The sequence below is a fragment of the Paenibacillus oceani genome (assembly GCF_014705615.1).
In the GTDB taxonomy this organism is placed as follows: domain Bacteria; phylum Bacillota; class Bacilli; order Paenibacillales; family NBRC-103111; genus Paenibacillus_AB; species Paenibacillus_AB oceani.
Window position 1 is genome coordinate 83,083 of sequence record NZ_JACXJA010000001.1, and the last position, 21,048, is coordinate 104,130.

The window sequence follows — 21,048 nt, forward strand, 5'->3', positions numbered from 1 at the left end:
ATAACAGCAAGTCACTTCAGGAGGGTGCGGCACGATCGCCCTCCTGTTTTTGTTATGGCTGCATCACGAAAGGAGTTCAGCAATGTCCTATAAACGTTCTGCCCCTGCCATGGTTCTCGCGCTGCTCATTTTTGTGCTTCTTGCAGGCTGCAATGGAACCGCTGCCAAAACGGAACAAGCTGTCATCACGCCCGCTCCGGCCGTTCCGAAGACGACTGAGCTGCGAACAGAGCAAATACTCGATCATCAGGCGTACAAAGGCAAGCTGACGATCCGTTATTTCCATCTGGCAGGCGACAACTTGACCGGAGACAGCTTCCTGATCCAGTCCCCGGACGGCAAAACAATGCTGATCGACGCCGGACTGCCCGAGGTTGGCAACCAAGTCGTCGCCTACTTAAAGAAGCTAGGGATCGGATCGCTGGATATCGCGCTCAACACGCATCCGCACATCGATCATATCGGCGGCTACGCAACCGTTGCGAAAGACATTCCGATCAAGCAGTTTTACATGGAAAATCTCCCTTATCCGAAATCGAATCCTTACAACAATGCCATGGCAGCTCTTGATGCCAAGGACGTGCCGAAAAAAACGCTGGAGGAGGGCGATACGTTCGAGCTGGGGGAGGGCGTCCGGTTCGAGGTACTGAATCCTCCGAAGGGGGCGCTCCCGGATGCGGTAAAAACATTTTCCGCCCATGAAATCAACGATTATTCGATGGTGCTCAAAATGACTTACGGCGACCGAACGTTCCTGTTCACGGCCGATATTTACAAGCATCGCGAAGTCGAATTGTCCTCCTCCGCGCTGAAAGACAAGCTGAAATCCGACATGATGGATATTCCGCATCACGGCAGCGAGTCCACTTCCTCCTCCGAGGTATTCCTGCAAGCCGTATCGCCGCAAATCGTCATCATGAGCCAAAACATATATCAAAGCCCGAATTTGAAGGAGCGATTGGAGAAAAAAGGCGCAAAGGTGTATTCCACGGGGCTGCATGGCAACATTTTGCTCCACTCCGACGGCAAAACGATCGAAGTCGTCACGGAAAAAGACTGGGTGCCGCCCAAAAACGCAGACAAGAAGTGATCCAAAAAGGAGGACTTATTGATGACTGAACAACAGCAACCGAACCGCAAGATCAGCAGAAGGAAGCTTCTCGCCGCCATGGGCGTGACGGGGGTGGCCTTAGCGGCAGGCAACCGCTTATTCGGTACGGATGCGTCCGCTTCCGCACAAACGGTGGCGGGGGCCGTGTATAAGGACACAGAGAAGGAGCCGGCGGAGGGCAAAGGGAAGATCAAAGAGAAGGACAAGGAGGCGCTTCAAGCTCTGATCGCCGAGACGCTCCCCTTCTTCAATGTGAAGGACTTCGGCGCAGTCGGGGACGGTACGACGGACGATACGGCCGCCATCCAGGCCGCCCTGAATCAATCGCAACAAGGCCCGTGCTCGCACGTCATCATCCCCAAAGGTACATACAAAGTCATCGATACGCTGCGAATATACCGCAATACGCGTCTTACTTTACATCCCGGCGCCACGATTTTGCGGTGCCACGATTATTCGTTCCTCGTTAACGGCGACAATGGGGCAACCTACCAGGGCTATGAGGGTCACGGCAATATCATTGTCGAAGGAGGCGTGTGGGAAGGCAATATTGGGTTGTACCCCGACGCTTACAACGGCTTCGGCCTGGCCCGGGGCCGCAACATCCTGATCCGCCATACGGAGCTTCGCGATATCGTCACGAACCACGGAATCGACATGAACGCCTGCGATAACGTCTGGATCGAGGATTGCCGGTTTCTCGGATACCGCGACGGCTCGGCGGACCAATCCCGCGATTATGCGGAGGCGATCCAGCTCGCCAATCATACGCAAGCGGGCTTCTCGCAGTGGGGTGCCTTTGACGGTACTCCTTGTACGAACATCGTTATCCGCAACTGCTACTTCGGGGCGAGCGGAACGCCGGGCACTCAGCCGTGGCCGGCCGGAGTCGGGAACCATTATGCCGTATACAATTCGTTTAACTCCAATATTAAAATCACCGGCAACACATTCGCGGGCATGACGTTCGCCGGCGTTCGCAGCTTCAAATTTTCCGAATTGTTTGTGTCCGGCAACACGTTCCTGAACTGTAAACGGGGAATCATGCTGTCCAATCCGGCCGGCAATACCGAATCGTCCAAGGACGCGGCGGGCAATCAGACCGGACTGCCCCAATCGTCGGCCAACGTGATCATTTCCGGCAATATATTCCGGGGAACGCTCTCCGAAAACATCTACTGCGTCGGCTGGCCGAAAGACAACGACGTCTACGCCAAGGTCGAGTCGGTGACGATCACCGGCAATACGTTCGAGCAGGCGGTTTCGACCAGCAGCAATATTACGATGCGATGGGTAAACGGCTTGACGGTGAACGGCAACGTCTTCCGCAACGTCTATCGCGGGATCTGGCTCTCGTATGTAAGTCGTGCGAATATCGGGGACAATCATTTTCATAATGTGAAGACAGAGGCGGCCTATTCGGAAGAGCCCGACGCCGCCTATAAGAATAAAGGCCACACCGCCGACATCCATATTCATCATAATCAGATCGACCGCTGCGGCCGAACGGGGATTTACATGCAGACCGTCGACCGTTTCCAGGTCAGGGACAATACGATCCACTCGCCGGCCGTCGAAACCGACAATACCCGTCACGGCATCACCGTGGCCAACTCGGCGAAACACGGAACGGTCTCCGGCAACCGGGTTACGAAAGCTCCGACCGGCAACCAGAATCAATACGGCATCCATGTCACCTCCACCTGCAGCAACGTGCAGGTCACCGACAACTGCGCCGAAGGCAAGACGGCGCCGGTGTTCATCCAAGGCGCATCCAACTTTGACGGTATTTACATCCACGCTCCGAACGGGACGAGATATAAAATGACGATCGGCAATGACGGTTTGCCTGTTTATACGCCGGGTTGAGTGAAGCGGGATAGTTAGGGCTGCTTTTGTCTTGAAGAACAACCGTCTGGCACAGGTGATGTCCGGACGGTTGTTTGTGGTTGTGGTGCACCCATACGTTGTTGGGTACATGAGGGGAAAGGGATACCTTAGTGCTCCACCGCCCATTGATGAGGTTTTTTGGGAACAACTCGGCTTCAATGAAGCCTGTTACCCTCATTCTGATGAGCAGGTGAATCTAGCTTCGCTGAGACAAAATGCGTAGGGGCTTCCTAGTAAAATGGGAGTCTTTGGCACCTTATATTTTCAGTTATTTCGCAAAGACCGAAGCAAATAAAGGTAAAGCTTTTAAACGACTAAACGAGGTTGGCAACGGAATTCCCCATGAATCTGCTCCGCTCCACGACACCGTGAAGCGAACCTAGAGCTCTCGTTTCTGCGCAAGCCTGTTCCGTGGCTCTTGATCTCAAACCACGCGCAGTAAGAGATGTCCGTTTCTAATTCGGTGCGTGTTTTCATCATCAAGAATGAGACCGCTGTAATTTGGGGCTTCTACTCTGCTGAACAACCCGCTTCTTTCAAGGCGGCATCCATATTTTTCTTATAATCCGCCAAATATTTTTCTAAATCACTCGCGTTTCGGCTGCCGCTTCGGTTAAAGTCGTCCACGATCCTTGTGGATTGTCTGGCATAGTCCGTGATCATTTCCTTACACACCGTACTCGGATATTTCATCGTATTGGCGGGCTCCTCCGGCTCCGGCGGTTTATTAGGAACATAGGTGCTCTTCATCTCTACGACGTTGGCCCTGCCCCATTTGCTTAAAAACTGGTATTCTTCTATTTTCTTATTGTGGAAGTCCACGGCATCTGTCCGCTTAACTGTTACCCTTCCACTAATATCGTCGAGGTGAATCAGGTCGACCACAAGCGTCTCCGCCGGGGTTTCAGTCAGCAAGCCGGATAACGCGACGATCCGGTCGTTGTCTTTGTTGGAATCGTTCGCTTTTTTCAAATCTATTTGCAAGTACGGACCGTACTCATTGTAGGTCAGCCTTAGATTGCCCGCCTCGTATTCCTTCGCTTTTTCGCTCAATTTCTTCAAATCGCCGGAAAATGCCCGGGAAGGATCGGGAAGGGTTAGATCAACATGATAAGTCTCGGCATCCCATTTTACTTCCACGCCTGCTTGTCTAAGCAAATATAGCGGCACCACGGTGCGTCCGTCGCGAATAACAGCCGGAGCGTCTTCGACAACTAGCTTTTTCCCTCCGGATAAAACTTGAACGACAGGATCGCCCTTATAGTCGCCGTGCATGCTTGATGCCTGGACAACGCTGGCGCATCCTACAAATAGTAAAACGCTTGCAGTCACATACTTAAGTTTCATCTCTGCATCCCCTTGTTCCTTGTACTTTCACTCTTTTACAGTCACTGCGGCAACCTTGCCTCAATCAGCGCCCCGGGCATACAGCACCCAATACCCATATCCTAGATTACCAAATTTTACTGGATATCGTGGAAGTTTTTTTAGCGTGTTTTGTCGCATGTTGTGGATCGTGGCAATTTGAGGGCCGTAGCAAAACGAGTGTCTGAGCGGGGCGTTTCCTATTTGTATGCGGAACCTTCTTCTTCTTGCAGACAGTTCAATGAAAGGCCCAGGCAACTGAGCTAACAAGGGCCAGGCCAAGCCGTTAAACGAAAATACTAAAAAGGGCCGCAACAGGCTTGCCCATCGGCAACCTGCCACGCCCCCCCATGCTCGAATAGTTCTAACGTTAAAAAGTAGGGGTTCCGATCATCTCGGCGGGAATGCCCCGGAGGATAGGCCAGCGCCCATGTGCAACGGCCTCCCTTGGCTCGCTTGGGAGGACCTGTGAAGCAAGAAAACAGCTTGGAGACGGCCCTGTTTATGCGATTATTCCACCGGTACGACGGTTGTGCGATATATTTTGCTGAACGAAAGGTTCGTACAATCGATATCGAATGTTACGAAGAAATCAAGCAAATCTTATCGAATATAAATCCGCGTCGCGCATCCGCGCGGTCAATACCACTTCTTTGTCTGCAAATTTTGCAAGTTCACCGTTATCAAAGGTTATCACTCGGTCAATGGAATCACCGAAAATCTCGCAGCTTTCAAGTGATTCACCCGTGGACGACCGCAAAGTGAAGTATATATAACCCCGTGCCGATGTCGAAAAGTTAATCCTCATCTCACCGCTTGTGAAGGTAAACGGCTTGGTGGTTATTACTTTTTCGGTATAACCGGCGTGCAGCGAAACGAACCCATCGCAGCGTATGGTATACCGCCACAATTGTGCCGGCACATTCATCCAATGATTGTCATAACTGTATAATGACAACTCGGGCGGTTCGCCTTCTATCAGGGGAGGCGTTTCGATGAGCCCGCGTGCCGGAAAGCAGTCGCCGTAAACCCAATTCGAACCGTTTTCCCTACCGGGGCGCATAAAAGCCTCATCATACCGCGTAAAATTTAAACCGTCGCGGGAAACCATAAATACGCAGTCTGTAACCGCAAGTCCGTAGCGCTTGTGTATCTTCATGCGTTCAAGACGTTTTTCTTTTCCGCAAAGCTGCTCAAAACTGCCGCTCCATTCGGGGCGTTCTACATATCTCGACGGAAAACCTATATACATATGCGGTGCGCGGACATACGGCGAAACGCAGTTTGTATAGAGCGGATAATCCTCCGAGTCTCCAAAACAAATCAGTTCGGGGTCGCTCCATTTTTTTCCGTCTTCTGACCAAATGTAACGTATATCGCGTATTCCGGCGTTCCAGTCGTTGCCTATGATATTGTGGAACCCGCGTATATATCCGCGATATATCCCCGCAAGCTCGTCCCAGAAAACAACATTGAGAGAATCCATATATCCTTTTGTAGTGATAATATCGCCCATTGTAAAGTGAAGTCCGTCGGGGCTTGTGAACATTCGAAGCTCAATTCGCTGCCCAAACTGGGGATTATTATATTTTCCAACGCCTTTATATTTCTCGGACGCAGGAACGGCAGGGTTGTCATCGCGGAAGACCATAAAGTTATCAAAATTATTGGTATTCTTGTCTAAAATAATGTTGTTTTCGCGCGAGCCTTCCCATTCGCAGATTCCGAGCGCAGGCTTTGTCCATGTAATTCCGTCGCGGCTTTCGGCATAACAAACACGAATACCATTCGTCGTGTGATCCTTTTTGTCGGGGCTAAACATCTGCCAGGCAAGATAGTACATCCTGTATATACCGTTGTCATGTAAAATATTGTGGTAATTGCAACCGTCGCCCTCCCACGGTGCATCATGGCTTATTGCGATATGGCGGCGAGTCGGTTCATGCAAGCGGAATTCTGCCGTCGTTTTGGCATTGTCTATCAAATAGTCGTCGAAAAAGCATTCGCGTTTTGATGAAATGTTTATCATGCTACACTCCTTTATTGTCCAATATTTTTAATTTTACCAATCAAGCTTTGTTTCTGCCGCAGAGCCATTTTCGGCCTAGGCATAGCCGTCGCACCCGTCAAAATGACCTTTCGGGACAGCCCCATTTATGCCCATGCAGTTCCATTCCAGTATTTTAATGCATTTGAAATCACCGCTACTTGGACGTCTCTTCATTCTCATCGGACCACCTCCCGCTATTCCTTCCCTTCATCATATCGATCCCGGCCCCGGACGCTGGAACAATTTCAACCTACCCCATCATCGGCGATCTTTTCAATCACAATATATTAAAACCGTTGCAATGAGCGGCTTCCAGTCCCAAGTTCAACGAGTTGAATATTGTGATACAAAAAAATATCCTACGCTTCATATCCCCCCCATTTCATTTTTGCGGGAAGTGAAAAAGCCGACAGTGTTTCCTGTCGGCTTGCGAGTCGGACTGATCGTTCAGCTATCGGCGAGTTGCGGCTCTTTCTCCATGTTCCGCGTAAACAACAGCTCTCTGTACTTGTCCGGTTGTACCTAAGCGAATTGCTCCCAAAGGTGATCGTCCAAGCCAAAAAAGGGCCGCAACAGGTCACTTCTCGTAACCTGTCACAGCCCCCAAGCCCGCGTCCGACGCAGCCTTACGCCTTCTCCTCGTCCCCCGTAGCGATCGGATTCTCCGCGTACGAGACCCAGTCGCTCCAGCTTCCTCCGTACAGCTTCACGTTCCGGAAGCCCGCTTCCATCAGCGCCAGCACGTTCGGACAAGCGGTTACGCCGGAGCCGCAGTAGACGACAATCTCGTCGTCCGGGTTCAGCCCGGCGAATCTCGCCGCTTGGCCGTCCTGCCCTTTCCACCGTCCAGTTTCGTCCAGAGCGTCTTTCCAGAACCGGTTGACCGCCCCCGGAATATGGCCCGCCGCCCGGTCGATCGGCTCCTCGAGCCCCAGATACCTTCTCGGCTCCCGCGAATCGATAATCGTCGTACCGGGCTTGCCGATTCTCGACTTCACGTCCTCCATCGACAGCAGCATCTCGGACCGGACGTTCACGGTGAACGCTGTTTCCTTTGGCTGCGCCTGCTCGGTCGTCGTCGGATAACCGGCCGCTTGCCAGGAGCTGTAGCCCCCGTCCAGCAAGTATACGTTGTCATGCCCGGCGTAACGGAGCATCCACCAAAGCCGCGAAGCCATCGCCCCGCCCTGGTCGTCATAGACGACAACCGTTTTCGTCTCATCGATCCCGGCTTGTCCGGCCGTCTTCGCAAAAATGCCGAAATCCGGCAGCGGATGACGCCCCCCATGCATCCCGACCGGCGCAGACAAATCCCGGTCCAAATGAAAATAGACCGCACCCGGGATATGTCCCTGATCGTATGCCGTCTGACCCGCATCGGGTTGGCCCAGCACGAACCGGCAATCGGCTACAACGACATCCGGGTTGTTCAGACGTTCTGCCAGCCAGCCGGAGTCCACTACATTACGCATCGCAATCGCTCCTTCTCCATCTTGGGATAGCCAAACTAAAATCCTGAAAGGGAGGTCTCGCCTGGGGCCAGCCTCCCCCCTTTGCTTAATAACTGATCAAGGCCGCCATCAGCAGCCCGGTAGCAACGCTTAACCGGGAAGCGAAAATGCCTACGCTGACATTGCCGTTCGGAATTTCCGACACGACTTTAAACGGCGTGACCAGCTCGAAAATATAAAAGACGACAATCTGAAACACAATGCCAACCAAACCCCATACCAGCAAATCCAGCAGCGATACCGAATGGTACACCGCCGACGCCAGCACGATGGAGAGACCGATAATTTTGCCTCCGAGATCGTGGGCGGCCGCTTTTGCGGCGTTGATTTTACGAGGATCGTCGGTGGATGCCCCCTCGCGGATCAGCTTATATTCATTGTAAGGCGTCGTTACCATAAACACCATAATGCCGACGATCAGGATCGGCAGCGTCACGCCCAAGTAGGCGAGAAAATTCAATATATTGGACCATTGCTCACTCATGAAAAAACGTCCTCTCCATTCCCGCTATGTTGTTCCCTGCCGCCTTGCGGCCCGCATCATCCCGCCGGTTCCGGTTCAACCCCGGCCGGCGCCTCTGCTTCTCCAATCCCGACCGGGACGTAATACGCCATATTGCCGGTAATACGACCGCCTGCGCGCGCTACGATCGCCGAAGCCCGTCCCCCGATCCAGAACGATCCCCAGAGCAGCCTCGCCTCGGCCTCTCCGCCTTCATGGCGAATCGGAACGACCGGCAGCTCGACCCGCTGCTGGTAGATCATCGGCTGATCCCAGTACAGCTCCTCTCCGTCACGTTCCAGTGCCGTTCCGTCCGCTTCGTACAAGGTGACGCCTCCGCCTTCCCGCCCCAGAATCGGCTTGGTTACGTAAGGGCAACGGCCTTCGAAACGGTTCTCCATGTAGGTCGGCAGCATGTAGGTCCGAATTGCCTCCCGCTCCTCCTCCGTGTAAAACTCGCCAGCCTCGTACAAGTTCCATACGAGCGCCTGCATCGCTTTCGTCTGCGCGATCAAGGCGGACGGAGGATTCAGCACGGCCAGCCTCCGGTCCGCCATCAGACTGAGCGCATGCTCTCCGGTCGGATAACCGTCCTCGTCCCGGTCTTCGGCCAGCTTCTCCAGTGCATGGAGCCGGTAAAGCAGGTCGATCGGCTCATGCTCCCCGTCCGCCAGCAGACACAGCCGGTCTTCATACACGCGCAGATCGGATAACGCCGCGAAGCGCGCCCCGCTTAAGCCCGACTGCCTCATCAGATAACGGGTCGTCCCCGCATCCTCCTCGTGCCAGTCCAAGGCGCTGAATACGACACGGCCGGTCGGATAGCCGTTAAGCCGGTACGTTTCTTCCGCGTTCCGAAACGCCGCCGTCAGGTGGGTCGCCATATCTTCGTTCGGATCGGCCATCCCATACTGCTTGCAGATATGTCCGTTTACATGGAACGCTTCGACGATGCCGGTAGGCGTATCGCTGTTAAACTCCAGCATCTTCAGTCCTTCCTTCGTCCAGGCGAAGTCAAACCGGCCGATCACCGTCGGCAGCTGCTCGGATACCGCGATCCGGACGGCCCGCCACGTAGCTTCCGGCAGCCCGAGCTCGGCGAACAGCTCGAAGTCCGCCTGCCTAACGATCTCGGCCGTCCGCATCATCACCGCTCCGAGCCGCTCCGTCGCGACAGCCAGCTCGCGGCGTTCGTTCTCGGATATATGCAGCATCATGGCAAGCGCATATTCCTCTCCGTACATCCGGTCCCAAGTGAACGTCCCTTCTTCGCGAAGCGGCGCATACAACCGCTCCCTCCAATCTTCGTAACTCACCGGCTTCCCTCCCTTCCTTGCCGTTATCGTCCGCGGCGGCCGTCTCTTCTTCAGCTTCCGCTCGATCCGGAGCTGCCGATGCCGCCCTTAGAGCCGGTGGACACGCCGGACGACGGTTTATATGAGCTCCCTGACGAGCTGGTTACGCCGTTTTTATAATATCGCTTCTTTCCGTTCGAGTAGTAATAGCCGTTGCCGCCAACATAACTTCCGTCGTCATCGCAACGCCCGTCGTTGTTGTCATCCCAGCATTCGCCCGCCGATACCGTACGGCTGCTTCCGCAGCCGGGTGCTGCCACTAGAGCAGCCGCGACAAACAAGCTGACGAGCTTCCGGGTTTTACCGTTTTTCAACTCCAACCTCTTCACTCCCTGATCTTTCTCCCGAAGTCATCTGACCGGCTGTGCGTAATACACGTACACTTTACGGTCTTCGTCCACTTCCGCGGACGTCTTCGCCCACTCCACGCCGCCCAGCATCAAATAATCGCTCTGCAGGTGGAGCAGCGCATCGTCGTCGTCCTGAAACTGATAAACATGCACGACTGGGTAATCCGAAGTCCCCTCGATATATTCCCTAAGCTCGAGGCGAATTCCTCCCCAGTATCCGGAGAGCCCGGTTGCGCTCCCATGCGCGTTCTCCTCCTCTGCGACCTTAACATAGACGACATACGTCCGCGGTTCAATCGCACACGACGTTTTCTCGTACACGACGCGATCCTTCACCAGATAGTCGCACGCAAACCGCAGCGAGATTTCATCCTTATCGATAAAATCATAATAATACAGCAGAGGAAATCCTTTCGATTCATCGAACAGCCGGTATTCCAGTCTGGCCACTCCCGCGCCTCCTCCTTTTTTTTGGTAAACTATGATATATACGCTCGAGTCTGAAAAATGGTTTCCTGTGTCCGCAAACTTTTCGGTACAATGGCAATAAATGAAAAGGGGGCAGCCGCGATGCGGAAGGAGCAGACGGCTTCATGGATCTTCGTTCCGATGCTGGAAGAGCACGCGAAACAAATTTGCCGCTGGCGGTACCCGGAGCCCTATGCCGGATTCGATTGGCCTTCCTGGGACGTTTTGACGGAAAGGGCGGAGGAGATTGGCGACCCCGTCATCCGCCGGGAACAATATGAGGCTGTACTTGACGAGAAGGGCGAGCTGTGCGGATTCGTGCAATTTTTTCAGTTGGAGGGCTGGACCCGGATCGGCCTGGGCATGAAGCCCGAACGCTGCGGGCAAGGCTCCGGAGTTTCTTTTGTCAGTTCGATCGTGCGGCGGGCAACGGAACGCAATCCCTGGCATAAAATCGACTTGGAAGTGCAAACCGCCAACGCCCGGGCGATCCGCGTCTACCGGAAAGCCGGCTTCGTTATCGCCGATACGTACGAACGCAACTCAAGGGCAGGCCCGGATCTGTTCCACTGCATGGTATTCGAAGGCGGCTAGACGCCGGATATGGTATAATTATGGGAATGTCATGACGGAGTTGATCCCAGTATATGCTGAAAACGCAAATCACCCGCGAAGAGCTCGATCGCCTCGGCGAGGAGATTCACCAGTATTTCGAACTGCATATCGTCGAACGCGGACTCGAGTACCAGCAGAAAGGGTACGTCTATAATACCGAGGTGCTGCCCGGCCGGTCGATCGTGTCCAAAGTGCAGGGCAGCGAGGTATACGACGTCAAGCTGGATCTCGACTTCTTCGGCTTGAGCGAATGCTCCTGTCCGTATGAAGGATTTTGCAAGCATATGGCAGCTGTCTACTTCTACGCCTATTCCGTATACGGGCGGCCCGACGCCTTCGTGAAGGAATGGAAGCAGAAGCAGGAGGAGCCCCGCATTAAGCCGAGCAGCTCGAAGCTGCACCGGCAGACGGCGCTTCTTCCCTCCTCCCAGCCGGCTTCCGTCTCTCTGAAGGATACCGCTTCCGCACACGAGTGGCTGGAGCATACGGAGAAGGAATTCGAGGCGTTCTCCGAACGTCACAACAAGTATAAATACGATATCGACGAATATTACGACGCCGCCCTCCAGACGGCGCTTCGCCCTTCGACCTGGTGGGTGCCGGGAGCGAAGAAGCTGCTTACCCTGTTCGGCATCGTCGTCACTCTGAACCGATTGGAACAGGACTGCGATTCGGGAGGTCAGACGGTAGCCCCCCGTCTCATGTCCTACCGGACTACGGCGGAAGCGCTGGAACGCCGGCTGGAGGAAGCCGTGGACGACACCGATCCCGAAGAATCGATTCGGCGCTGGCCGGAGCATACGCTTCTGCTGGGCGACCTTGTCTCGCGGTCTATCGCCTCCCGGCCCACCCTGCCTCTAGTCCGCTGGATGGATGTGTACCGGCTGCTGTGGGGACGGCTGCTCGTGCACGAGCCCTGGGTAGAACGGGAGATCGCCTCAATCCGGCGGCTGCTGGCGTCTTCCGGCACGATGGCGGACAGCCAGCGGGATGACTGGCTGAAAGCCCAGGCTCATTTCGATGTGCTCGCCGGCAATGATCAGGACGCGTGGGGCCGTTTGCGGGAAACGTCCTCGTTTCATCCGGGGGAAGCTTTGTATTATACGAACGATTTCAAACGAAACGGCCAGTGGGAGAGGCTGTGGCTGTGGCTCGAATGGCTGCTGCCGCAATGCCGGAAGACGGACCGCGATCTGTTTCAGTCGCTGTGCGGCTACGCAACGGAGGCGGCCAAGCAGCTTGGCCGCGAGGACGAATGGGGGCGTGCGCTCGTCTCCATGCTCCCCGCCAGTTACTACGTCTACACCGACTTTCTGATCAAGACCGGACGCTTCCGGGAATGGGCGAGCTACCATCTGGCCGAACGCGTGGCCGTGTTCGAGCTGTACCCGGCCGACCTGCGGGCTGTCGAGTCCCAGGACCCGACGATCCTCTACCCGCTGTACCATCAGACGATCGAGAGAAGCATCGTTCAGAAAAACCGTACCGCCTACAAGGAAGCGATCCGCCTGCTGAAGAAGCTGGGCGCTTTGTACCATCAGGCCGGACAGCCGGAGAAGTATGAGCTGTTTCTGCAAAAATTGTCTCAGCAGTACGCACGGCTTCGCGCATTCCGGGAAGAACTGGCGAAAGGAAAATTGCTCCGATGAAAACGACTACGGCGCCGATAACGGTTCACGTACGATGGATTGCGTCCGGCTCCTTCTGGATGCGCGCCGAGCAGGGCGGATTCGCCCTGGATTCACTGGCGCAAAAGCAGCTGCTGTTCGCTTGGCACGAATCGTCCTTTTACGGCACGTTCATCGAAGTGCTCGAGCTGGATCGGCAGGAGGGCGTATTGCTGCCGGCTCTGGAAGCCGCCGACTACTTCGCGCTGCCTGCATGGAACCCGCATGCTCCGATCCGCTGGAGCGACGAGGCGAAGCCGCTGCATCACGTCTCCCGCCTGATTACCGAAGCGGTTAAGGATCGGAACCTCGTACCCGACTTTGCCAAATGGAAAGCCGGCGGATGGGGCTGGAAGCTGATGAACGAAGACGCCTATGCAACGGCGCTTGGCTTGTCTTCGGTGACGTATCCTCCTTATTTCGACGACTGGATTCAACTGATTATGGAGGCCCGCTACCCCGATATGGAAGTGGTCCTTCACGGTGCAGAGCGGAAGCGGCGGGCCGCGCTTTCGGCAGTCCCGCCCGCCTCCGATGCAGATGATCCGGCGGCGGAGACGACGGCAGAGACGGGTTCAGGCGAGTCTGCCGCGATCCCGCTTGAAGAGTTGTGGACGGATGAGCGCGACTGGCTCGTCTCGATCGGATGGATTCCCGACGAAGCTCCGTTCCGGCCCGCCTTGCGTCTGACCGAGCCCGATCAGGAGGAAGCCTGGTCGCTGACGGTGATTTTGCAGGACCGGAGCAATCCGGAGCGGATCGTCGACTGCGACGCGGACGGACGGCCCGCCGGCAACTGTCCGGAGGAATGGCTTCCGTTTGCCGCCTCGCGGATTCGTCAGGCTTTTGCCAAATGGACGGCCATCATTCCATGGCTGCAGGCGGATAGAGCCGAATCCGGAGAAGAGAGCTTGTCCATCCGGACGGAGATCGACTACGCGGAGGCATGGGATTTTCTTACCGACAAAAGTATTCGTCTGGCCGAAGTCGGCCAATCGGTACTGCTGCCCGCCTGGTGGGAACAGCTTCGAAAAACGAAGCCCCGGCTGAAAGCGAAAGTGCGGCCGGGCGTAGGCGGAGCCAGCCAATCGCTGTTCGGCCTGAGCGGCATCGTCCAGTTCGACTGGCGGCTCGCAATCGGAGACGCCGAGCTGGAAGAGATCGAGTTCCGCAGCCTGGTCGATGGCAACCGACAGCTGGTTCGCGTTCGCGGACGCTGGGTGCTGCTCGATCCCGAAATGCTGCAGCAGGTACAGCAGTGGATACGTCAAGTGCGCAAGAAGAAGGGATTGTCCTTTCGCGACGTGTTGGAGATGCATCTCCTCGGACCTCAGGATGGCGAAGCTTCCGGAGATGACGGCGATCCGCGCGACTCTACGGACGCCCTGCGCGTTGAAGTGGAGCTTAACGAGCATCTGCGCGGCTTTATTCGCCAATTGGGCCGCGCCCAGAGCGTGACGGAGCTGGAGACGCCCGCCGGCTTCCACGGCTCCCTGCGCCATTATCAGGTGCTGGGCGCCTCCTGGCTTTTGTTTTTGCGCAAGTTCGGGCTCGGGGGCTGTCTGGCGGACGACATGGGGCTGGGCAAAACGATCCAATGGATCACTTACCTGCTGGCCGTTCGCGAGCGGGAACAGCCGCAGTCGCCATCGCTGCTCGTCTGTCCGACCTCGGTGCTCGGCAATTGGCAGAAGGAGCTGGAGAAGTTCGCGCCGTCTCTGAACGTCCGGCTGCACTACGGACCCGGCCGGGCCAAAGGCGAGAAGTTCGCCGAAGCCGTGCAGGACTGCGATCTCGTGCTCACTTCCTACGCCTTGTCGCATCTGGACGAAGCCGAGCTTACGAGTGTTCATTGGAGCTCCGTCTGCTTGGACGAGGCACAAAATATTAAAAATGCTTATACAAAGCAAGCCACGTCGATCCGCAAGCTGGACGCCGATCACCGGATTGCCATGACCGGCACGCCGATCGAGAACCGGCTCACCGAGCTGTGGTCGATCTTCGATTTCCTGAATCCGGGTTATCTCGGCAACCTGCGCTCCTTCACGGAACGGTTCTCGAACAAGATCGAGAAGACGCAGGACAAGGAACTGATCGGTCAGGTACAGAAGCTCGTACAGCCTTTTCTGCTGAGAAGGGTCAAGAGCGATCCGGCGATCGAACTCGATCTGCCGGAGAAGATGGAGTCCAAGGCGTACGTCTCGTTAACGGTCGAGCAGGCAACCTTGTACGAGAACGTGATCGGCGATCTGTTCGAACGGCTCGACCGGCTTCCGCCGATGGAACGGCGGGGGCTGATCCTGGCCGCGCTGACCAAGCTGAAGCAAATCTGCGACCACCCGGTCGCCTATACGAAGGAAAGTCCCGCTGCCACGGGTCAAGTATCCCGATCGCAGAAGCTGGAGCGGCTGCTGGACATGGTCAGGGAACTCCGGCTGGAAGGCGACAGCTGTCTGATCTTCACGCAGTTCGTCGAAGTCGGCCATCTGCTGCAGCGGGTACTGGCTAGGGAGACGAAGGAAGAGATTATGTTCCTGCACGGCGGGACGCCGAAGGCCCAGCGCGACCGGATGATCGAACGCTACCAGTCGGAGAACGGGGGCGGAGTCTTCCTGCTGTCGCTGAAGGCCGGAGGCATCGGGCTTAACCTGACCGCGGCGAACCACGTCTTCCACTTCGACCGGTGGTGGAACCCCGCCGTCGAAAACCAGGCGACCGACCGGGCGTTCCGGATCGGTCAGACGAAGCGGGTGCAGGTGCACAAATTCGTTACGCTCGGCACGCTGGAGGAGAAAATCGACGAGATGATCGAGCGCAAACAATCGCTCAGCAAACAAATCGTCGGCGCCGGCGAGCAATGGATTACGGAGATGTCGACAGACGAACTGAAAGATCTGTTCTCTCTGCGGCGGCAATGGGTGGAAGTGTAACCCGGCATGGGTTCCTGCCGTCGCCTATCCGATCAAAAGCCCCTTCCTTGAAGGACAGGGGCTTTTGTTCATTCGTTCAGAGTGATCATTAATCCTCCAAGGTAATATAAAGGCTCACAGTTTTCGATTTGCCCCGGCACTCGGTCAACCTGTAAGAGGTTCCGTCCTCGCCCTTCACGGCCTCCAAGGAATTGCAGCTGGTTGAATAGATAATGCGATCATCCAGCTCCGACTTCGTATAGTCCACAAAGTAATGATACATATAACCGTCGAAAACCACGGATGTCGGAAGCGGCCCAGCATCGATGGTCTGACGGGCGATCCGAATCCAATCGGGCTTTTTCTGCAGCGTGTTATATAGAAACTCCGCGAACCGTTCCCGGTCCACATGGCGATTCTGGATATCGCCGTTGAGCGGGGCCGTACTGTAGCTGTACGTCTTGGGCATAAGCGCAAAGGGAGCGGCGCTGATCGATATGGACCCTTGATCTCCGTCGTAATATACCTTCGCTCCAAGCGCCTCGGATACGAACCGCAGCGGCACGTACGTGCTCCCGTTATGGCTGAGGATCGCCTGTTCCGGCGGAAGCTCCTTCTGCTCTCCGTTGACGAACAGCTTCACCGGAAATAACGCCATCTCCAGCGTACCGGATGCGTAAGCAAATGGGGCAAACGCCAGCAAGATCCCGAATAACGTACCGCATATAAATTTCTTCACTACCCTATACCTCCTTTTTTACCAAATATACACATGTAAAGTAATAAAGTTTCGGTTCATCTTCATCTTTTGCAACATTTTCCCAATCCCTCCCGTTAATAAAGGTACAATCTGAATGAAACCAACAAACGGTAGGAGGTATACCCGTTGAAAAAACCGATTCTTACCGGCCTGCTTGTAGTTGCTATGGCCGCCGCGCTAACACCGCCCGGGAATCAACCGCCTCTGCAGGTACATGCAGCTGCAAGCGAAGAAGGCAGCGACATCCAAATCCGCCTGAACGGACAGCCTTTTCGCGATGACCGCAATCCCCTGCTCGTGGAGGGGGTTACCCTTGTTCCGCTGCGCAATATCGCGGAAGCGCTCGGAGCGGAAGTGAAGTGGGACGAGACCACCCAATCGGTCCTGCTGCGCAAAGACACCTCCGAGATCGTACTCACCGTGGGCTCTGCAGACGCGGTCAAAAACGGCCAGCCGATCCGGCTGGAAGCGGCTCCCCGCCTGAGCGGCGACATCACGATGGTCCCTCTCCGCTTCATCGGCGAATCGTTTGATACGCTCGTCACTTGGAACGACGCCACACGTACCGTGTCGATCGATCCGCTGCAAGCGCTGCCGACGGTTGGCAGCTATGACAATTTGAAAGCGCTGCTGGAGAAGACACAGGTGGTGTCCGGCTCAACCAGCGACCTAAGACTGTTCAGAGAAAACAGCAGTACCGCCGTGATGGAAAAGTCGGAGACGTCGAATGCCATCAGCCAGTCGGATAGCGTCGCGGCAGCGCCTGCGGCACCCGCCGAGGCGAAAGCCAAACAGTCGGAAAGCGGCGAGTATTCCCAAACCAACACACAAGTCGAAGGCGTGGACGAAGCAGACGTCGTGAAGACGGACGGCACTTATATGTACCAGGTGAACCGGGGACGCGTCATCATTACGAAGGCGTTTCCTTCGAACGAAATGAAAGTAGAAAGCGTGGTCGATTTCGACGGTCAATCATTTCGGCCCAGCGAGCTCTACGTAGATGATAAGCACATGATCGTCATCGGCACGACCAACCGGAATGTGAATAACCCTGCCGCCGAACCGATGCCGGCTCCTGTCGAAGCCCCGGGCGGCGTCATGATCAAAATCGCGCCCGTGCTTCCTTCATCCTCCGTCACCAAAGCGGTCGTCTACGACATTACCGACAAATCGGCGCCGAAAAAGCAGCGCGAGCTCGAGCTGGACGGCAATTACGTCTCATCCCGGAAAATCGGCGACGCCGTTTATTTGATCACGAACAAAAACGCGCGTTATTCGTTTCTGGCCAAGCCGGCAACCGGCGTCGCAACCGAAGACGAGGCAAAGAAACATGCCCCCTCATACCGGGACACAGCCGTCTCGGACGAATGGAAGGCGATCGATTACGGCGAGATCCGCTATTTCCCGGACTCTCCGGAAGCAAACTATATGCTGATCGGCGGTTTTAATCTGAGCCGTCCCGGCCAAGCTATGGACGTATCGGCCTACCTCGGCTCCGGGCAGAACGTATTCGCCTCGGAGAACAACTTGTATGCCGCCGTCAGCAAGACGGAACCGATCCGCATCATGCCGGCGGAGATCCGCCACGATTCGGCGGCCCCCGCGACGCCAGGACCGGATGCCAGAATTCAAGGCTGGGTCGAGCCGCCGGCTTACGAACGTAAAACCGTCGTCTACAAATTCCGGCTGGAGCAGGGCAAGACCAAATTCGTCACTCAGGGGGACGCACCCGGTGCGGTGCTGAACCAGTTTTCGATGGATGAGCACAACGGCATTTTCCGCATCGCCACGACGAAGGGCGACATGTGGAGAACGGACGAGAATACGTCGAAGAACAACCTGTACACGCTGGACGAAGCGCTGAAGCCGCTCGGCAAAATCGAGGGAATCGCTCCGGGAGAGCGGATCTATTCGGTCCGGTTTATGGGCAACCGCGCCTACATGGTCACATTCAAGAATACCGATCCGTTGTTCGCCCTCGATCTTACGAATCCGGCGAACCCTACCGTTCTCGGCGCGCTTAAAATTCCGGGCTTCAGCGATTACTTGCATCCTTACGACGAGAACCACCTGATCGGCTTCGGCAAAGAAACGGTCGAGGTTCCGGTCAAAGGCGTCAAAAACCCGAATCCGGCGACGATGGTATATGTGCAAGGCATGAAGCTCTCGTTATTTGACGTAACGGACGTCTCGAACCCGGTTGAGAAACATAAAGAGGTGATCGGCAGCCGGGGAACGGACTCGGAACTGCTCCGCAATCATAAAGCGCTGCTGTACTCCAAAGAAACCAATTTGCTGGCGTTCCCCGTTACGGTTTATGAGTCGACGGATTCCGCAGCGGACGGCTTTACTACCGGCTCAGGCAAATTTTCGTTCCAGGGAGCTTATGTATATCGTCTTGATCTGCAGAGCGGGTTTGATCGCAAGGCGTCCATCACGCACATAAGCGAAGAGGAGAAAAAGAAGGCGGGCAACGGCTGGTACGGCAGCGATCGCAATGTAGAACGCATTCTGTATATCGGGGATACGCTTTATACGTTGTCCAAAGGGATGATTAAAGCAAACGACCTGTCTACTTTCGTGGAAAAAGACAGCTTGACTCTTCCTTAACCGGCTCGGTGAGAAGGGGAAGCCTGCGCCCCTCCAAATCGACCGTTTACACAAAAAAACCTCCAGTCTTGCGCTATAGGTCCGATTCGCCGGTTCATCCAACGAACGGGCAGCCTATAACGCAGTCTGGAGGTTTTTTACTTTAAAGCGGCCGTCCTGTTTGAACTAGATCAAGACGCTTTGGATGGCTCGCTTCCGTTCCGCGATCCGTCTACCGCTTTGTTTGCGCGCGACTTCTTGATCGCATAACCGGCACTCATAACGCCTACGACGACGAGAACAACGATCGTCCATTTCAGGAATCCTGTGCCTATCCATGCTTTCACAAAGTTCTCACCCACCATCATCTTACCAGCGGTCAAAGCGAGAACCCCTGCCCCGATATACAGCGTAGCGGGGAATTTCTCCAGCAGCTTCAGGATCAGCGTGCTGCCCCATACCATGATCGGTACGCTGATAGCCAGTCCGATTACGACGAGTATGAAGTCCCCATGCGCAGCTCCAGCGACGGCCAGAATGTTGTCGATCCCCATAACGGCGTCTGCAATGACGATGGTCCGGATCGCAGCGGCGAGCGTCGTGCCCGCTTTCACGTTATCATGACCTTTATCGTCGATTAGCAGCTTGATCGCGATCCATACGAGGAACGCTCCGCCCGCAAGCAGCAAGCCCGGTATTTTGAGCAGCCATACAACCGCAAGCGTCGCAGCAGCGCGGATCACGACAGCCCCTACCGTCCCCCATATAACTGCTTTCTTCTGTTGTTCCTTCGGCAAGTTCCGAGCTGCCATCCCGATGACTATCGCGTTGTCCCCGGCAAGCACCAGGTCAATGACGATAATGGCGAGCAAGGCAGACCACATGTCAGCAGTGAACCATTCCATCCTGATCCCTCCTAAATTGGTTGTCGGACAAGCGCCGCTTTGTCTGGACACAACAAAAACGACCTCACCCTTACTGGCAAAGGCCGTTTTTCGAAAAACGAAAAGACCTTTACCCTGTTCGGCAAAGGTCTTGCTTACAACGGTAGACGTTGCCAACAAAGCCGAGGACGGTTCGCGTCCCGTAATGACGACTTTGCTGTAGTAGCTACTCCCCTTTGATGCGATTGTTGTTATTGTAACTGATCGTTCACATTTTAGTCAAGCTTATGTGAGGTTTCTGTTTTGTATCATTTTCATGAAGCTGTACCTGTTACTTGGCTTTGGCCGCTTCGATCTTTTTGTTCGTCTCTTCTTCCGCTGCCCGGAAAATCGTATTGTAATCTCCGTCCATAACGACTTTCGGCACGGTTTTGGCATAAGGAGTGAGCAGCGTACTGTCGTAACGGGACTTGAACGGGATCGGAGCAAAGTTGTTGTAGAAAGCCGCTTTTAAGTTCTTGTCCTTAAAAAGGCTGTCTTGACCGTACACTTGAATGACCGCTTCTTTTTGCAGTACCGGCATGACTCCGATTCTCGACAGCTTCGTCTGAACTTCATCGGACAGCAGGTACGCAATCGCCTTCATCGCCTGATCTTTCTGCTTGGACATCGAACGTTCGTTCCAGCTTTTGCGATCGACGAATATGGCCGTCCAGCAAATCGCCTCGGCGCCAAATAACAAAATAAAAAGTCTTTAGCTCCCTATTTTCGGCCTAGCCGAAAGATTGAAGCGAATAAAGGCGATTTATACCGCTTATTTCAACCAACTGATGAGGTCTGCAGCTTTTCTGCCGATTTTAAAGGCTTCAAACCGCTCTTATTCGCTGCATGACGGCGGTCGGTTCACCACCTTCCTTCCGCCTATAAGCAGGGTACAGCGCCGAGTGATCACGCTGAGCAACCGGGACACTTGCTGCCACGGTTAAGGAACGCTTCTACGAGGCGAACTAGGCGAATCCTTT

Annotated in this window: 16 protein-coding genes; 6 read left to right on the top strand and 10 right to left on the bottom strand. The window is 55.2% G+C overall.

From position 1 onward, the window contains the following. Positions 1 to 82: 82 nt before the first annotated feature. Complete coding sequence (locus IDH45_RS00395) at positions 83 to 1,090, top strand: ComEC/Rec2 family competence protein (RefSeq protein ID WP_190923613.1); 1,008 nt, start codon at positions 83 to 85, stop codon at positions 1,088 to 1,090. Between the two features lie 21 nt (positions 1,091 to 1,111). Further along, complete coding sequence (locus tag IDH45_RS00400) at positions 1,112 to 2,980, top strand: right-handed parallel beta-helix repeat-containing protein (RefSeq protein WP_190923615.1); 1,869 nt, start codon at positions 1,112 to 1,114, stop codon at positions 2,978 to 2,980. Positions 2,981 to 3,511: 531 nt separating this feature from the next. Here the strand turns inward: IDH45_RS00400 and IDH45_RS00405 are convergent. The 7 genes from IDH45_RS00405 to IDH45_RS00435 form a co-directional block, all read right to left on the bottom strand. Further along, positions 3,512 to 4,348 carry a stalk domain-containing protein gene (locus tag IDH45_RS00405; RefSeq protein ID WP_190923616.1) on the bottom strand — a complete coding sequence of 279 codons (837 nt, stop codon included), beginning with the start codon at positions 4,346 to 4,348 and terminating at the stop codon, positions 3,512 to 3,514. A 610-nt stretch (positions 4,349 to 4,958) separates the two neighbouring features. Beyond that, positions 4,959 to 6,395 carry a glycoside hydrolase family protein gene (locus tag IDH45_RS00410; RefSeq protein ID WP_190923618.1) on the bottom strand — a complete coding sequence of 479 codons (1,437 nt, stop codon included), beginning with the start codon at positions 6,393 to 6,395 and terminating at the stop codon, positions 4,959 to 4,961. Between the two features lie 647 nt (positions 6,396 to 7,042). Continuing rightward, on the bottom strand, positions 7,043 to 7,888 hold the full coding sequence (locus IDH45_RS00415; protein WP_190923620.1) for a sulfurtransferase: 846 nt from the start codon (positions 7,886 to 7,888) through the stop codon (positions 7,043 to 7,045). An 85-nt stretch (positions 7,889 to 7,973) separates the two neighbouring features. After that, positions 7,974 to 8,411: a DUF350 domain-containing protein gene (locus tag IDH45_RS00420; RefSeq protein ID WP_190923622.1), complete on the bottom strand. Its 438-nt coding sequence runs from the start codon at positions 8,409 to 8,411 to the stop codon at positions 7,974 to 7,976. A 56-nt stretch (positions 8,412 to 8,467) separates the two neighbouring features. Further along, positions 8,468 to 9,745 carry a glutathionylspermidine synthase family protein gene (locus IDH45_RS00425; RefSeq protein ID WP_317891112.1) on the bottom strand — a complete coding sequence of 426 codons (1,278 nt, stop codon included), beginning with the start codon at positions 9,743 to 9,745 and terminating at the stop codon, positions 8,468 to 8,470. A gap of 50 nt (positions 9,746 to 9,795) precedes the next feature. After that, the gene (locus IDH45_RS00430; RefSeq protein ID WP_190923624.1) at positions 9,796 to 10,098 is read right to left on the bottom strand and encodes a hypothetical protein; all 303 of its coding nucleotides are present in this window, start codon (positions 10,096 to 10,098) and stop codon (positions 9,796 to 9,798) included. A 36-nt stretch (positions 10,099 to 10,134) separates the two neighbouring features. After that, entirely contained in the window at positions 10,135 to 10,584 is a 450-nt protein-coding gene (locus tag IDH45_RS00435) for a hypothetical protein (RefSeq protein WP_190923625.1), read from the bottom strand. A gap of 120 nt (positions 10,585 to 10,704) precedes the next feature. Between IDH45_RS00435 and IDH45_RS00440 the strand changes: the two genes are divergently transcribed. The 3 genes from IDH45_RS00440 to IDH45_RS00450 are packed head-to-tail and all read left to right on the top strand — an operon-like array spanning position 10,705 to position 15,814. Continuing rightward, positions 10,705 to 11,196: a GNAT family N-acetyltransferase gene (locus IDH45_RS00440; protein ID WP_190923627.1), complete on the top strand. Its 492-nt coding sequence runs from the start codon at positions 10,705 to 10,707 to the stop codon at positions 11,194 to 11,196. A gap of 53 nt (positions 11,197 to 11,249) precedes the next feature. Next, positions 11,250 to 12,866 carry an SWIM zinc finger family protein gene (locus tag IDH45_RS00445; protein ID WP_190923629.1) on the top strand — a complete coding sequence of 539 codons (1,617 nt, stop codon included), beginning with the start codon at positions 11,250 to 11,252 and terminating at the stop codon, positions 12,864 to 12,866. Next, positions 12,863 to 15,814: a DEAD/DEAH box helicase gene (locus tag IDH45_RS00450; RefSeq protein ID WP_190923631.1), complete on the top strand. Its 2,952-nt coding sequence runs from the start codon at positions 12,863 to 12,865 to the stop codon at positions 15,812 to 15,814. The genes IDH45_RS00445 and IDH45_RS00450 overlap by 4 nt, the downstream gene beginning before the upstream one ends. A gap of 88 nt (positions 15,815 to 15,902) precedes the next feature. Here the strand turns inward: IDH45_RS00450 and IDH45_RS00455 are convergent, their stop codons facing one another. After that, positions 15,903 to 16,532, bottom strand: coding sequence for a copper amine oxidase N-terminal domain-containing protein (locus tag IDH45_RS00455; RefSeq protein WP_190923633.1), 630 nt, complete (start codon positions 16,530 to 16,532; stop codon positions 15,903 to 15,905). Between the two features lie 147 nt (positions 16,533 to 16,679). Here IDH45_RS00455 and IDH45_RS00460 point away from each other — a divergent pair, with 147 nt between their 5' ends. Then, positions 16,680 to 19,163, top strand: a complete 2,484-nt coding sequence (locus IDH45_RS00460) for a beta-propeller domain-containing protein (RefSeq protein ID WP_190923635.1) — start codon at positions 16,680 to 16,682, stop codon at positions 19,161 to 19,163. Between the two features lie 170 nt (positions 19,164 to 19,333). Here the strand turns inward: IDH45_RS00460 and IDH45_RS00465 are convergent, their stop codons facing one another. Continuing rightward, positions 19,334 to 20,047, bottom strand: a complete 714-nt coding sequence (locus IDH45_RS00465) for a TerC family protein (RefSeq protein ID WP_190923637.1) — start codon at positions 20,045 to 20,047, stop codon at positions 19,334 to 19,336. Positions 20,048 to 20,357: 310 nt separating this feature from the next. Next, positions 20,358 to 20,696 carry a hypothetical protein gene (locus IDH45_RS00470; RefSeq protein WP_190923639.1) on the bottom strand — a complete coding sequence of 113 codons (339 nt, stop codon included), beginning with the start codon at positions 20,694 to 20,696 and terminating at the stop codon, positions 20,358 to 20,360. Between the last annotated feature and the right edge of the window lie 352 nt (positions 20,697 to 21,048).